The organism is Pseudoalteromonas 'SMAR', assembly GCF_048515945.1.
Classification (GTDB): domain Bacteria; phylum Pseudomonadota; class Gammaproteobacteria; order Enterobacterales; family Alteromonadaceae; genus Pseudoalteromonas.
Genome location: NZ_JBLWMW010000033.1, coordinates 20,624 through 35,269, shown reverse-complemented (window position 1 = coordinate 35,269; position 14,646 = coordinate 20,624). Strand labels below are relative to the sequence as shown.

Below are 14,646 nucleotides of genomic sequence, written 5' to 3'. Positions count from 1 at the left end.
GTTAGTTTTGTTGATCTTGCAAAATAGATAAGTCGATAAGGTAGTCTTTTAAAACACCGCGAATGGTGTCAGGCTTGGAATTAAGACGAATACCTAGGGCCAAAATATCATCATGAGATTTAATCCGCCGAACACTTCCCTCGAGGGCAATTTCATTGCCCTCTTTGCCGGCAATTAACACCTCACAAGTTGTGCCTTCAGCCACCTTTTCCGGGGCCACTGAATTCAAGTCCAGTTGCAAACCCGTTAAGGAGATGTCCTTAATGACACCAACATCATTAACACCTTCACAGTGAAACTGAGCTGGAATTAACGTTGGTACTCGGTTTTCTGAGCGTAACTTATAGGTTTGTATTTTTTCTGGTAAGTAGAGGAAAATAAGCCGCGCGGGATGGACTGAAACCGCTTTAATTTGCGATTTAAAGGCAATAACTTGACCGTCACCGTTTTCGAGCAATGCTCTAACAATCACTGTCGTGCCTTCCGTAACATAGTCCAGCGCCGCGCCTAATCGCTTAGGGTTTGGGTGGTTGAGAATTAGGTAAGCATCTTTTAGCATGCCGACGTATTCTGTTTTTATTCTTTTACTGTTTGCCGGCAAGCAAATTTCTAAATCAATAATACTGCCTGCATTAATGGCAGTGAGCAGGGTATCTTGCCCTACTTCCTGAGTTTTTAACATGGCTGCGACCCTTCCTGAGTACGACGCTACAATGGCATTGCAGCGGTTCGATTAGAAGAGTATTAAAAACCGATTCTATCTCGAATACAACAGCCCATTTCCTAGAAAAGGACCTTTACTTAATTAGAAAATGGCTGCGCAGCAGTAAAGCCCCATCACGTAATGTCATCATGCGGCTTTGAATTTCAAGTGAGCTGAGTGGCATCGCCAGCTCCTCACCCGCAACAAACAGCATCATGGGTTCGCTATTACGCTTAGCAACAAACAAAATACCAGAAACATCGTGGCGATATAGGCAACCAGAGCCTTCAAGCTCTTGGTAATCGGCAATAGCTGGGATTTGACGCTTCTGCCATAGCTCATTTTCTGAGATAACTTGTACCACGAAACGTGCACCACTCTCACAACCAATCTGATGAAATAAGTCATAGGTCTTAGCGTTACTAAGTTCTACTTCGTTACTGTGCAAGTAACCGACCTCATCAATTAAGTTGTTAAGTTGTAATACGCTTCGCTCAATAAGCTGCATGCCAGAGCTTGGCTCCTGGCTCGCTGCAAATCCTTTAATCACTTTAAACCCTTTATCTGAAAAGCGTGTGGCAAGCAATGTTTTCGCCTCCAAGTTAAATCCTTGTAAAAATATTGACATTTGAAAACCCCGAAAATCCGAGTTTTTAAAATTTTTATTAATAAAAATAGAGATTAGTTAAAACCAAGTGAGATAAAAGCACGGATTTTTGCGCTAAACCGCCTACTACGCTTTGTTAAACCGTCAGGGAGAGCAATTGTTTGTTGCCATAGGCTGAGTCTAGATAGGTGTTGGGCTGCCAGTGAGCAGCCCAACAAGAAGCGCTAACCGCGCCAAAAGGTAGGAGTGAACAACACCAGCAAGGTAAAAATCTCTAATCGTCCAAATACCATCGCCAAGGTGAGTATCCACTTTGCCGAGTCACTGATGTCACCGTAGTGAGAGGCCACCTGACCGAGTCCCGGGCCTAAGTTGTTAAGACAAGCCGCAGTTGCTGAAAACGCAGTAATGTTATCTAACCCAGTACCTAGCAGCGCAATCATAATGATGACAAACACCAGAGCATAGGCGGAGAAAAATCCCCATACCGCTTCAACGACCTTATCGGGTAATGCTTTGCGGCCTAATTTAATGGAGTAAATCGCTCTTGGGTGAACTAAGCGATTGAGTTCGCGGATCCCTTGCAAGTAAAGTAAAAATACCCGCACCACTTTCATTCCCCCACCCGTGGAGCCGGCGCAGCCACCAATAAAGCTAGAGAAAATTAACAGTATTGGTAAGAACAACGGCCAGCTGGCAAAGCTGTCGGTAGCAAATCCCGCAGTGGTACTAATAGACACCGCTTGGAACATAGCTTGATCTAAGGTTTCATCGCCGGTCTCATAGACATTATTAGACGACAGCACGGCAAAGCAGATAACCACCAGCGCCAATTGAATAAACAAAAACGCTTTGAACTCTGGGTCTCGTAGATACGCGCGAATACTGCGGCTCGACACCGCAGCGTAATGCAGAGAAAAGTTTATCGCAGCAATGAGCAGGAAGAACACACAGATAATATTGATCAACGGATTATCAAAGTGCCCGATGGAGGCATCATAAGTAGAGAAACCACCAATCGCAATGGTGGCAAAGGCATGACAGATAGCATCAAACCAGTTCATGCCAGCAAACCAATAAGCAAGCGTACAGGCGGCCGTTAGCGACACATAGATATACCACAGGTGCTTAGCGGTATCGGCTATGCGTGGTGTCATTTTAGAGTCTTTCACAGGCCCCGGGGTTTCAGCCCGATAGAGCTGCATACCACCCACCCCTAGCATCGGCAGCACCGCTACCGCTAAAACAATGATCCCCATACCACCGAGCCACTGCAGCTGTTGGCGATAGAACAGCACCGACTTAGGCAAGTGTTCGATACCGGTTAACACCGTTGCCCCTGTGGTGGTCAGCCCTGAAAAGGCTTCAAACACGGCATCAGCAAAAGACAGATTCGGCTTGTCTAAAAATATCAGCGGCAAAGAAGCAAAGCTCCCCAGCACCAGCCAAAACAACACCACGATAAGGAAGCCCTCTCTGGCTTTTAAGTCGCCGCGCTGCTTGCGATTGGGATAATAGGCAAACAACCCCATCAACACACTGAAAATAAAGGCCAACACAAAGGGCACACCACCACCATCTTTGTAGATCAAAGACACAATGGCCGGTGGCACCATAGTGATACTGAATAAAGCTACTAACTGCCCAAGTATTTTTATTATGGTACGAAATTGCATGTCTATGCTGCGCTTTTAGTAATTAAGAGAGCGAAAATAACAAGTCATGACCTGTTATTTCTCCTGTTTTTTCAATAATACAACACCATTCGTCAATTCATAAACAGCATCGATGATTTCTTGCACTTCACGACTGTCCACCGATAGCTGCCAATCAATGTTAGCACCATAATCCTTATGTAGGTCTAAGAGCGTGAACTGACTACTTAATAACTGCTCAATATTGCCTTGCATGGCATAGTCCGACTGCCCAACCAAGGTCGTGGCGGGGATTTTTTTGACGGTCTGCAACTGCGCCAGAGCATTATTGAGCGTCCCGCCATAGGCCCGAACCAAGCCGCCAGTACCTAGCTTTATCCCACCAAAGTAACGGGTGGTGACTGCCGTAACTTCACCTATGCCAGAGCCCATTAGCACATTCAGCATGGGTTTTCCGGCTGTGCCATTGGGCTCACCATCATCGGAAAAACCCAACACATGACTGCCACCCGGGGCGCCAGCAATATGCGCCCAACAATTGTGGCGAGCATCTGGATAGTCCTCATTAACTTGCTTAATAAACGCCTTGGCATCGGCCAAGGTGGGGGTATGCGCCAGATGCACGATAAAGGTACTTTTTTTGATTTCCTCGTGATGGCTAATGCTTTCATTAGGAATTAAATACTCTGACATAACTCTTCCAAACTAAAAGGGAGCCGACAGGCTCCCAATACGCATCAGTTGCGCGGCAATAAACATAACACCTTAAAGGTTACTCGAGACCTAAATCTCGCGTCATGTTTTCTAGGCGATCTTCATGCACAATGATGTCATCCTCGATGCGAATACCACCATATGGCTTAAATTGATCAACCTTATCCCAGTTGATATATTGTTTATTGTCTGTTTGCGCTAAATCTTCTAATAGCGAATCAATAAAGTATAACCCAGGTTCAATGGTGAACACCTGATTCGCTTCAATCTTACGCGTACAACGCAAGAATGGGTGACCTTCTGGTGGCGCTTGGTGTGCCCCACTCTCATCGGCCATGAAACCACCCATATCGTGCACTTGCAAACCAATATGATGGCCTAAACCATGTGGGAAGAAGGTTGAAGTAATGCCTTTTGCGACAATGTCTTGGGCTGGTAGTTTTACAATACCAAAGTCGCTCAGCACCTGAGCTACGCGGTTATGGCAGTCAATGTGCAGCTCACCATAAAGCTTACCAGGTTGCAGCGCTTGGCCCAATTCGATTTGGTGGGCATTCATCACCTTGATTAATTCAGCGAACTCGCCTTTTTGCGCGAAGTCGTAAGTACGCGTGATGTCTGATGCATAACCATGGAAGTTTGCTCCGGCATCAATCAAAAACGATAAGTGCTGATTCGGCATTTTGCGTTCAAAGTGGGTGTAATGCAAAATAGCGCAGTTTTCATTTAACGCCACAATATTGCCGTACGGAGTGTCACTTTCCATATGGTGAGTGGCATTCAAATACGCTTGTTGAATTTCAAACTCAGAGCGACCAGCGTAAAATGCATCGCGAGCCGCTTGATGGCCTAACACCCCTAAACGGCTTGCTTCACGCATGCACTCAAGCTCGTATTGGGTTTTGTAAGCACGATGGAAATGAAGATAGTTCATCACCGGCTCTGGATTCATTTGCGTAAACCCAAGTGCCTGAGCCACCTCTAAATACTCACCAATGTAAGCATAGCTGGCTTTGTCGTATGGCAATAATTGCTCAACCTGATCCGGCTTAACCAAGAGCTCAATATCGAAATACTCGGCCCAGAAGTCGCGCGGTTCATCAGGCACCTTGTGCCAAAAGTCAACGGGGCGATAGAAGATAAGCTTAGGCTTATCGTTGCCATTCACCACCAGCCAGCAATGTGGATTATCGATAACAGGCAACCACGCTTTAAATTGCGGGTTCACTTTGAACGGATAGTACATGTCATCCAAGAACTGGCGTTTTGCCTGCCCTGAGTGGATCACTAGGCCATCGAGCCCTTCGCGTTCTACTATGGTTCGAGTACGCTGTTGCAAAGTAGAAATATGCTCAGCGTATAAATTTGCTAACTTATCCATGGTGTACCCATTTTCAAAAATTCACATATTATAAAGTCTATCATAGCTGCTAACTAAAAACGACGCGATGCGCTTAAGCTGCCCCTTTGATGGTTATTTGACAATTTTCATATCCAATATGCTGGCTAAAATATTTCCCTCTCGACCCAGCTTAGTATGGTAAACCTGACGGTAAGCCATGACATTCTTGACGTAGTCTCGTGTCTCACGGTATGGGATCAGCTCAATCCATAATTCAGCAGGCATAGCCTCTGACGGTAACCAACGCTTAATGCGATGATAACCGGCATTGTATGAAGCCGTGGCGAGGATCTCATTGCCGGCATTTTTACGCTTGAGATACTCTAAATAGTTAGTGCCTAATCGAATATTGGTGGCGGGTTGATATAAGCGCCGTTTCGAAACCCCTTTGCGGTTATTAATATACTTCGCTGTGCTGGGGAGTAGTTGCATTAACCCATGGGCATCAGCGCGCGAACGGGCATCCGGTGCAAATGAACTTTCACGTCGAGCAATGGCGATACTCCAAGCCATATCGACGCGGTTACGTTTACTGTATTTATCGAACAACTCTTTGAATGCCAGTGGGAAACGCAAATCGACGTAATTCCATGCCTTGATCTGAGCCAGGGTAAAAATGGTGCTGTCATACCAGTCAAACTCCGCCGCTAAGATGGAGGCGGCCAATTTCTCTTCTTTGCTTGAGGTATTGGTTAAGTAGTTCCACTCTCTGCGCGCTTGAGTGAAGCGCTCTAGCTCATACAATGCCCGAGCTCGCTTAAACCCTGGGGCATTCGATACCTGACGTAATAACTCAGGAGCAATATTCAACGGCTCAGCATTCAAAGATATAGGTTGCCCCAAGCGTGCCGCCGCTAAAAAGCCGTAATAATCGCGCTCTTTGGCAAGGCGTTGCCAAATGGCATTGGCTTCGCTGAGTTGTTGCCGCTGTGCCAAACTAAAGGCCAGCCAGTACTGTTGACCATTACTTAATTGTTCGCGGCCAACAAATAAGGCTGAGATCCCCGCCCAATCTTGCTCTTTAAGCATATTGCTCATCAACCACTGTAACAGGGTTTTATCCTGCATTTGTTTGGGCACTTTGTTGAGCCAGAACTTAGCATCTTCATGACCCTTTGATGCCAAAGCTAACGCAAAGCGATAAGCAACGCTGTCTTTTTGCGACTGCGTAAAGCGAAACATGCCTTGCATTTTTTGCCATGCTCTTAGCGCTAAGTCTGGGTCACGCCAAATTAGACGTCGCACTCCGTACACTGCGATTTCAGCCTCTTTCGCAGAGCGCTTTTTAAAGCGGTATAAACCAGCAGCCGCACTAGGGTCTTGGCGCACCTTTTTGTATAGGGTCGCTAAGTAGGCCTGCTCTGCTGGCAGCAAAGTCGCTAAGTAACGCAATAAGGATGTTTGGCCATGTTGTGCCGCATTCGTTACCCGTTGCCACACTAATTCTGGGGTGCGATAACCGGCTTGTTGCCATCTCGAGAAAAGCTCATCACAGGCACGGGGCTGTGACTCACCAACCGTCCATATTGCTGCAACCTGTTCTAAAATAGGCTTCTGTGGCGCGCCTAAATCCAACTGATATTGCAAATACGTGCACTGTTTTTCGGCATCGCTGGTATCACGATAAAATTCGATGTAACGCGCTTTTTTCTCATGCCGCTGCAAGTATTCAAGCCAGGCTGAGCGCACCGGCCATTCCAACGGCGTATGTTCATACACCGTGAGAAAATGCTCAATCTCTTGTTGGTAGCGTAACCGCGGATGACGTTTATAAAACGCCATTTCAACATAGGGTTTTAACGGATGGTCGAGCTGCGCAATGGCCGCTTTAAAATTACTGTAATTGCCAGACCAAGCGATCCGCTCAGCCTGTTTAAAATCGTCAAGTGTGCTGGCTGCAGTGCACAAGCTGCTTACTGCGCATAAGCTGCTCACTACAACACGACGTAACCAATGTGTCATGTAAAGCCTTCTCAATCTGCCAAATAAAATACACACCGAAATTGAAATAAAGCCGATTTGTGCTTTTCTAAAGATGGCGCTGAAGAACAGACGCTCGGCTTGTAAACAGCGACGGATATCGCTGAGTGCTTAAAAAACCAGGTGTGCCAAGCCACCATAGCAAACCGACCGCGGTATTTCAGTAAATGTGCGGTAAATTTTTCATTGCAATTTGCCGCCGAAAGATCCACACTGATTGAAATAGCAACTCATCGTACCAGTGTAAAGCACGGGAGAACATGTATGTTAATCAAACGCGAGTCCTTTGTAGTAGATTTTTGCAAAGGCAAGATCGCTGAGTTTAAATTTTGCCTATCAGGCTCAGTAAATAAATTATCTCAGCAAGTACTTAAGGAAAGCCATGAGGCCCTTATCGAGCTAAGTCAACGTGATGATATCGAAGGCTTAGTATTTACCAGCGACAAAGATCACTTTATTGTTGGTGCTGATATCTATGAATTCCTTCCCACCTTCCAACGCCCTGAAGAAGAGCTAGTTGGTTGGATCAAAAACGCCACTGACGTATTTGATGCCATCGAAGACTTACCTTTCCCAACCGTTTCTGCCGTCAATGGTTTAGCGCTTGGTGGCGGTTGTGAGTGGTTACTAGCTACCGATTATCGTATTGCTACTGATGCCGCGAAGATTGGTTTACCGGAAGTCAAACTTGGTATCATGCCAGGCTTTGGCGGCACAGTGCGTTTACCACGCATTATTGGCGCCGACAACGCAATGACTTGGATCACCACAGGTAAAGAGAACCGCGCAGCAGATGCCCTAAAAGTGGGCGCTGTGGATGCTGTGGTTGCTGCAGATAAGCTGATGGACGCTGCCGTTCGCACTCTAGAACAAGCCATTGCAGGTAAACTAGACTGGCGCGCTAAGCGTCAAGTGAAGCTTGAGCCATTAAAGCTAAACCGTGTTGAGCAAGGCATGAGCTTTGGTATGGCTGAAGGCATGGTGATGGCGAAAACCAAAGGCCACTACCCGGCGCCAATGATGGCAGTGAAAACCCTAAAAGCAGCCGCGGGACTTGGTCGCACTGAAGCCATGGCCATCGAAAACCAGAACTTTGCTAAGCTGGCGAAAACATCCGAAGCCGCTGCGCAAACGGGTATTTTCTTGGCAGATCAATACATTAAGACGGTTGCCAAAAAGCAAGCTAAGCAAAGCAATACCGACATTAAACAAGCCGCCGTACTAGGTGCTGGTATTATGGGCGGAGGTATTGCCTATCAATCAGCCTATAAAGGCACACCTATCGTGATGAAAGACATCCAACAGGATGCGCTGGATCTGGGTATGGGTGAAGCGGCGAAATTACTGGGTAAAAAAGTTGAACGTGGCCATATGGCAATGGACAAAATGATTGCTACCCTAGGTAAGATTAAACCAACCTTAAACGACCATGACCTGACTGGCTCAGACATTATCGTAGAAGCGGTTGTCGAAAACCCGAAAGTGAAAAAGACGGTACTGGCGAGCCTTGAGTCGCAATTGCCTGAGGGGACCATTCTAACGTCCAACACCTCGACTATTCGCATTGATGAACTTGCTACCGCACTGGACAAGCCAGAAAACTTCTGTGGTATGCACTTTTTCAACCCAGTACCAAAAATGCCACTGGTTGAAATCATTCGCGGCGAAAAAACGTCTGATGAAACCGTGGCAGCAGTTGTGGATTATGCCCTTAAGCTAGGTAAATCACCGATTGTAGTTAACGACTGCCCAGGATTCTTTGTTAACCGTGTACTATTCCCTTACTTTGCCGGCTTTAGCCAACTAGTGGTTGAAGGCGCTGACTTCGCTAAAGTAGATAAGGTGATGGAGAATGTCTTTGGCTGGCCAATGGGCCCGGCTTACCTACTGGATGTTGTCGGTATTGATACGGCTAACCACTGTACTGGTGTAATGGCAGATGGCTTCCCTACGCGTATGGCTCGTAAGGATAAAGACCCAGTTGCACTCCTAGCCGATGCGGAACGTTTTGGTCAGAAGAACCAAAAAGGCTTCTATCAATATGCACCAGATCGAAAAGGTCGCTTGAAGAAGAGCAAAGATGAAGCCGCTTTATCACTGTTAAGTGAGATCTGCGAAGCCACTCAAGAGTTTGATAAGCAAACCATCATTGAGCGCTGCATGGTGCCGATGATTAACGAAGTATTGCTGTGTCTACAAGAAGGCATCGTGGCATCGCCACAAGAAGCTGACATGGCACTCATATATGGCATCGGCTTCCCACCATTTAGAGGCGGTGCATTCCGTTACCTAGACCAAATTGGCTTAAGCAACTTTGTTGCTATGGCTGATAAGTATGCGCATCTAGGTGAAATCTACCAAGTGTCAGAGCAAACTAGACAGTGGGCAGATGAAGGTAAAGTGTTCTATCAAGTGGAGGGCCAGTAACATGGAAAACGCGGTAATCGTAGATTGTATTCGTACCCCAATGGGCCGCTCAAAAGGCGGTGTATTTAAAAATAAACGTGCCGAAGATTTAAGTGCTCACTTGATGAAAGGCTTACTTGAACGTAACCCACAAGTCGCACCCGACTCAATTGATGATATTTACTGGGGCTGTGTGCAACAGACTTTAGAGCAAGGCTTTAATGTTGGCCGTAATGCTGCGCTACTAGCAGGCATTCCTCATACAGTGCCAGCGGTAACAGTAAACCGTTTATGTGGCTCTTCAATGCAAGCGCTGCACGATGCTGCCCGAGCGATTATGACCGGCGCTGGCGATACCTATTTAATTGGTGGTGTTGAGCACATGGGTCATGTGCCTATGACTCACGGTAATGATTTCCACCCAGGACTTTCCACCTCAGTTGCTCAAGCGGCTGGCGTAATGGGTCTTACGGCGGAATACCTAGCAACACTACACGGTATTAGCCGTGAGCAACAAGACGAGTTTGCAGCTCGTTCTCATCAGCGTGCGCATGCCGCCACGGTTGAAGGTCGCTTTGCCAAAGAAATCCTACCGATGGAAGGCCACGATGCTGATGGTGCACCGGTTTTGGTTGAGAATGACGAAGTTATTCGCCCTGAAACCAGTGTGGAAGGATTAAGCCAACTGCGCCCAGTATTCAACCCGGCATCGGGAACCGTCACTGCTGGTACTTCATCAGCACTATCTGACGGCGCATCGGCCATGCTAGTAATGAGTGAGTCGAAGGCCAAAGAGTTAGGGTTAACCATCCGTGCTCGAGTTAAGTCAATGGCCGTTGCAGGCTGCGATCCATCTATCATGGGTTATGGTCCAGTACCGGCGTCGCAAAAAGCATTGAAACAAGCTGGTATCAGCATTGATGATATTGGCGTTGCCGAGCTTAACGAGGCCTTTGCGGCTCAATCGCTGCCAGTACTAAAAGACCTCGGCTTACTCGATAAAGTGGACGAAAAGGTAAACCTTAATGGTGGTGCCATTGCACTGGGCCACCCATTAGGCTGTTCAGGTTCACGTATTAGCACCACGCTGATTAACCTGATGGAAGAAAAAGACGCTAAATATGGTTTAGCAACCATGTGTATTGGCTTAGGCCAAGGCATTGCCACTGTATTTGAGCGTGTTGATAGCTAACTCGTTCCAACCCGCTGGGACTAAGGCTTAAGGCTTTAGTTCCGGCAATATAGTTTCAACTTGGTGACCAAGGCAAAACGGCCTCGCTGTTTTGCCTTTTTTATTGTGCAAAATTGCTATTCCATAGCACAAACGTTTAAAATAGCGGCTTTACTATCGTGAGGCCATTGAAATGAGTTTTGACAATACCGATCACACCCTAGATGCCTTAGGCTTACGCTGCCCTGAGCCGGTCATGATGATCCGAGGTATGGTAAGAAAAATGAATTTGGGTGAGACCTTATTAGTGATTGCCGACGACCCTTCAACAACTCGCGATATTCCCAGCTTTTGCGAATTTATGGACCACACGCTAGTGGCCAAAGCAATTAGCGATTCCCCCTACCGCTATGTCATTAAAAAGGGCCAATAAAAAAGCGGCTTAAGCCGCTCTTTTATACTCACCATTGAAACTAAGTAAATCGATATTACAGTTTCACTAGCAGTACTTTCGGTTGTTGTGGATTACGGTAATCAAATTGAATTTCATACCAACCTTTACGGCTTGGCTTAAAACTAAAGTAGTTATACACCGTATTGCAATCGGCATTGAGTGGCACACCCAATGTTAGCTGCCCTTCACTTTTATAACCGCAGTTATACCCTTCGCTCCACTTGTTATCAGCAATTTTAAATTCATACACCTTACCAGGAATAGGAAAATTAGCTTTTGCTGCATAGACTCCAGGCTGCGTTTGTATCAACCTATATTGTGGCTCGGCATCCCATAAAGTGAAATCACCGCGCAGATATAGCGTCCTATCAAGTTGAGCAATGGTACTGGACTGTCCGCCTCCGACCTCTACTGGCAATTGAAAGTTACTACTACAACCAGAAACAGCAACAACAAGCAGTGCAATAAAACTTTGCTTTGTGATCATAGTTCATAGCCTTTTTAATATTAAACAAAAGCCAGCTAGCGCTGGCTTTGAAATGCTCGATTATTTTTGTAATACAGAAATATCAGCAGTATTAAGGAATAATCGGCTTAATTGGCTTAATAATGCTAACCGGTTTTGTTTCACCGCTTGGTCTTCAGCCATCACCATAACATTATCGAAGAAGTCATCAACGGCAGCGCGCAGGCTCGCTAAACGTGTTAACGCTTGCTGATAGTCGCCAGCGGCATACACCGGCTGCAGTTCCGTAGTCAGTGCGGCAACCTGTTGTGCTAGCTGCTGCTCTGCAGCCTCTTGCAGTAGCGCTTGGTCAACGGCAGAGTCACTTGAAACATTATTTTTCGCTAAGATATTGTTTACGCGCTTATTGGCAGCAGCCAACGCTTCTGCCTCGGCTAGAGTTCTGAAGTGACTAACGGCTTTCACTCGACGATCAAAGTCAACTGGGCTGGTGGGTCGACGTGCCAACACAGCTTGGATCACATCAACGCTGAAGCCTTCTTCTTGGTACCAGGCACGGAAACGACCTAGCATAAACTCGAATACATCTTCCGCGACATTATCGTTGCTTAGCTTGTCTGCAAAGAGTGTCATTGCTTTCGCCACGATATCTTTAATGTCCAGCGGTAACGCTTTCTCCACCATGATGCGCAATGCACCAATGGCAGCACGACGAAGCGCAAATGGGTCTTTATCCCCTTTAGGAGTCTGGCCAATACCAAAGATCCCCACTAGGGTGTCGAACTTATCAGCCAGCGCCACTGCAAAGCTAATTGGGTTTGACGGCAAATCGTCGCCAGCAAAACGAGGCATATATTGCTCGTTTTGTGCCAGTGCAACTTCTTCTGCTTCGCCATCAATGCGGGCATAATGCATACCCATTACCCCTTGCACGTCGGTAAACTCCATGACCATTTCGGTCATTAAGTCGGTTTTGCTTAGTAAGCCTGCACGCTCAGCCATGGCTTTATCAGCACCAAGCTGTTCGGCAATGTAGCCGGCTAATGCGGAGATCCGCTCTGACTTATCTTTTAGCGTACCCAACTGCTTTTGGAACAGCACCGAGCCTAAAGACTCTAAACGACTTTCTAAGGTTTTCTTTTTGTCGGCTTCAAAGAAAAATTGCGCATCAGCTAAACGTGGACGCACGACTTTCTCATTACCAGAGATCACCACGCTAGGATCTTTACTTTCGATGTTTGAAACGAATAAGAATTTGTTGATCAGATTTCCCTGCTTATCCAGCAGTGGGAAATATTTCTGGTCGTCTTTCATGGTATAAATCAGTGCTTCGTCAGGCACTTCTAAGAACGACTCTTCAAACGATGCAACCAATGTCACTGGCCACTCAACCAATGAAGTGACTTCTTCAAGCAAATCTTCGTCCATGGCCACTTGAGCATCTAGCTTTTGTGCTTCAGCTTCAATTTGACTGCGAATAAGCGCTTTACGTGCTTCATAGTCAGCCATGACGTAGGCGTCTTTTAATACCGCAAAGCTATCATCAGCATGGTTCACACGAACGCGCTCAGGGTGATGAAAACGATGCCCTTGTAACTCATTGCTGATCGCCTTGCCTAATACTTCACCTGACACCTGCTGGTCACCAAGCAATGCAGCGACAGTATGTACGGGACGAATAAATTGTGTTTTATTGGCACCCCAACGCATAGGCTTTGGAATTGGCAGTTTAGCCAGCGCTTTGTTGATAACGTCATTCAGCAAAGCCAACGTTTGTTGTCCTTCGACTTTCGCTTTATGTAGTAACCAAACCCCTTTTTCGGTCTCTAGGCGCTCAGCATCAGCAATATCGATACCACAACCACGAGCCCAGCCTAACGCTGCTTTAGTGGCATTACCATCAGCATCAAATGCTGCTTTTATAGCTGGACCACGCTTTTCAACCACCTTATCCGCTTGTTTCGTTTGCAGCGCTTTCACTTTAACGCCTAAACGTCTTGGAGAGGCATACCAGCTTACCCCTTGGTGTTCGAGCTCTAGTGCTTCTAGCTCTTGTTGAGTGTTCTCTGCAAAAGATTCAGCTAGTTTTCTTAGTGCTTTTGGCGGTAACTCTTCCGTACCAATTTCTACTAATAGATTTTCAGTCGACATTATTGATCCTTACAAAGCGGGAAGCCAAGTGCTTCACGGGCATCATAATAGGCTTGGGCACAGGCCTTTGATAACGCACGCACTCTTAATATATAGCGTTGACGTTCAGTTACTGAGATAGCGTGACGAGCATCAAGTAAATTGAATGCATGGGATGCTTTCATTACCTGCTCGTAAGCGGGCAATGGTAAGCCTGCGGCAATCAGCTTTTCACTTTCTTTTTCGCACTGATCAAACTGGTTAAATAACGCCTCAACATCAGCATGTTCAAAGTTATAGGTCGACTGCTCTATTTCATTTTGCATGAAGACATCGCCATAGGTTACGCGACCCATAGGCCCGTCAGTCCAGACTAAGTCATAAATGCTATCGACGCCTTGTATATACATTGCAAGTCGCTCTAAGCCATAGGTGATTTCACCGGTGACTGGAGCACATTCAATGCCACCTACTTGCTGGAAGTAAGTAAACTGTGTGACTTCCATACCGTTGAGCCACACTTCCCAACCTAAGCCCCATGCTCCTAATGTAGGTGATTCCCAGTTGTCTTCGACAAAGCGAACTTCATGAGTAAGGGTGTCGATACCCAGAGCCTCAAGGGAGCCTAAGTACAACTCTTGAATGTTCTCTGGTGATGGCTTCAAGACCACTTGGAATTGATAGTAGTGTTGTAGTCGGTTCGGGTTTTCACCATAGCGGCCATCTGTAGGACGGCGACATGGTTGGACGTAGGCGCTCGACATTGGCTCTGGACCAATGGACTTCAAGAAAGTCATCGGGTGGAAAGTACCCGCACCCACTTCCATATCGAGAGGTTGAGCAACAACACAGCCTTGCTGCGCCCAGTAATCCTGTAAAGCCAGGATCAAACCTTGAAAGGTTTTGATATCGTATTTTTGCATAGTTGGCTTATTTTATCTGCTACTCATCATGTGTC

At 46.5% G+C, this 14,646-nt stretch carries 12 protein-coding genes; 3 read left to right on the top strand and 9 right to left on the bottom strand.

Annotated features, from left to right (window positions below):
* Position 1 precedes the first annotated feature (1 nt).
* The 6 genes from ACNKW2_RS13925 to ACNKW2_RS13900 form a co-directional block, all read right to left on the bottom strand.
* Positions 2 to 682: a flagellar brake protein gene (locus tag ACNKW2_RS13925; protein ID WP_336568133.1), complete on the bottom strand. Its 681-nt coding sequence runs from the start codon at positions 680 to 682 to the stop codon at positions 2 to 4.
* Positions 683 to 797: 115 nt separating this feature from the next.
* Positions 798 to 1,331, bottom strand: a complete 534-nt coding sequence (locus ACNKW2_RS13920; protein WP_336568132.1) for a hypothetical protein — start codon at positions 1,329 to 1,331, stop codon at positions 798 to 800.
* A gap of 203 nt (positions 1,332 to 1,534) precedes the next feature.
* Positions 1,535 to 2,986, bottom strand: coding sequence for a TrkH family potassium uptake protein (locus tag ACNKW2_RS13915; RefSeq protein ID WP_419149099.1), 1,452 nt, complete (start codon positions 2,984 to 2,986; stop codon positions 1,535 to 1,537).
* Between the two features lie 54 nt (positions 2,987 to 3,040).
* Entirely contained in the window at positions 3,041 to 3,658 is a 618-nt protein-coding gene (locus ACNKW2_RS13910) for a YigZ family protein (protein WP_336568130.1), read from the bottom strand.
* A gap of 79 nt (positions 3,659 to 3,737) precedes the next feature.
* A complete protein-coding gene (gene pepQ, locus ACNKW2_RS13905) occupies positions 3,738 to 5,060 on the bottom strand; it encodes a Xaa-Pro dipeptidase (RefSeq protein WP_419149098.1) in 1,323 nt (440 codons plus the stop codon).
* A 93-nt stretch (positions 5,061 to 5,153) separates the two neighbouring features.
* Entirely contained in the window at positions 5,154 to 7,043 is a 1,890-nt protein-coding gene (locus ACNKW2_RS13900; RefSeq protein ID WP_419149097.1) for a transglycosylase SLT domain-containing protein, read from the bottom strand.
* Between the two features lie 282 nt (positions 7,044 to 7,325).
* On the opposite strand from ACNKW2_RS13900, the gene fadB reads away from it, so the two are divergent.
* The 3 genes from fadB to tusA all read left to right on the top strand — a co-directional run bounded on the left by fadB (position 7,326) and on the right by tusA (position 11,071).
* The gene (fadB, locus tag ACNKW2_RS13895) at positions 7,326 to 9,488 is read left to right on the top strand and encodes a fatty acid oxidation complex subunit alpha FadB (RefSeq protein ID WP_419149096.1); all 2,163 of its coding nucleotides are present in this window, start codon (positions 7,326 to 7,328) and stop codon (positions 9,486 to 9,488) included.
* Position 9,489: 1 nt separating this feature from the next.
* Complete coding sequence (fadA, locus tag ACNKW2_RS13890; RefSeq protein ID WP_336568126.1) at positions 9,490 to 10,659, top strand: acetyl-CoA C-acyltransferase FadA; 1,170 nt, start codon at positions 9,490 to 9,492, stop codon at positions 10,657 to 10,659.
* 172 nt (positions 10,660 to 10,831) lie between these two features.
* Positions 10,832 to 11,071, top strand: a complete 240-nt coding sequence (gene tusA, locus ACNKW2_RS13885) for a sulfurtransferase TusA (protein ID WP_419149095.1) — start codon at positions 10,832 to 10,834, stop codon at positions 11,069 to 11,071.
* A 55-nt stretch (positions 11,072 to 11,126) separates the two neighbouring features.
* Here tusA and ACNKW2_RS13880 read toward each other — a convergent pair whose 3' ends face one another.
* The 3 genes from ACNKW2_RS13880 to glyQ are packed head-to-tail and all read right to left on the bottom strand — an operon-like array spanning position 11,127 to position 14,611.
* Positions 11,127 to 11,579, bottom strand: coding sequence for an early set domain-containing protein (locus ACNKW2_RS13880; protein ID WP_419149094.1), 453 nt, complete (start codon positions 11,577 to 11,579; stop codon positions 11,127 to 11,129).
* Between the two features lie 60 nt (positions 11,580 to 11,639).
* The gene (gene glyS, locus ACNKW2_RS13875; protein ID WP_419149093.1) at positions 11,640 to 13,709 is read right to left on the bottom strand and encodes a glycine--tRNA ligase subunit beta; all 2,070 of its coding nucleotides are present in this window, start codon (positions 13,707 to 13,709) and stop codon (positions 11,640 to 11,642) included.
* Positions 13,709 to 14,611, bottom strand: coding sequence for a glycine--tRNA ligase subunit alpha (gene glyQ / locus ACNKW2_RS13870; RefSeq protein ID WP_419149092.1), 903 nt, complete (start codon positions 14,609 to 14,611; stop codon positions 13,709 to 13,711). Before glyQ ends, glyS begins: the two co-directional genes overlap by 1 nt.
* Positions 14,612 to 14,646 lie beyond the last annotated feature (35 nt).

Coding starts and splice junctions, on each gene's coding strand:
- ACNKW2_RS13925 (WP_336568133.1), bottom strand. CDS start 682: ATGTTAAAAACTCAGGAAGTAGGGCAAGATACCCTGCTCACTGCCATT.
- ACNKW2_RS13920 (WP_336568132.1), bottom strand. CDS start 1,331: ATGTCAATATTTTTACAAGGATTTAACTTGGAGGCGAAAACATTGCTT.
- ACNKW2_RS13915 (WP_419149099.1), bottom strand. CDS start 2,986: ATGCAATTTCGTACCATAATAAAAATACTTGGGCAGTTAGTAGCTTTA.
- ACNKW2_RS13910 (WP_336568130.1), bottom strand. CDS start 3,658: ATGTCAGAGTATTTAATTCCTAATGAAAGCATTAGCCATCACGAGGAA.
- pepQ (WP_419149098.1), bottom strand. CDS start 5,060: ATGGATAAGTTAGCAAATTTATACGCTGAGCATATTTCTACTTTGCAA.
- ACNKW2_RS13900 (WP_419149097.1), bottom strand. CDS start 7,043: ATGACACATTGGTTACGTCGTGTTGTAGTGAGCAGCTTATGCGCAGTA.
- fadB (WP_419149096.1), top strand. CDS start 7,326: ATGTTAATCAAACGCGAGTCCTTTGTAGTAGATTTTTGCAAAGGCAAG.
- fadA (WP_336568126.1), top strand. CDS start 9,490: ATGGAAAACGCGGTAATCGTAGATTGTATTCGTACCCCAATGGGCCGC.
- tusA (WP_419149095.1), top strand. CDS start 10,832: ATGAGTTTTGACAATACCGATCACACCCTAGATGCCTTAGGCTTACGC.
- ACNKW2_RS13880 (WP_419149094.1), bottom strand. CDS start 11,579: ATGATCACAAAGCAAAGTTTTATTGCACTGCTTGTTGTTGCTGTTTCT.
- glyS (WP_419149093.1), bottom strand. CDS start 13,709: ATGTCGACTGAAAATCTATTAGTAGAAATTGGTACGGAAGAGTTACCG.
- glyQ (WP_419149092.1), bottom strand. CDS start 14,611: ATGCAAAAATACGATATCAAAACCTTTCAAGGTTTGATCCTGGCTTTA.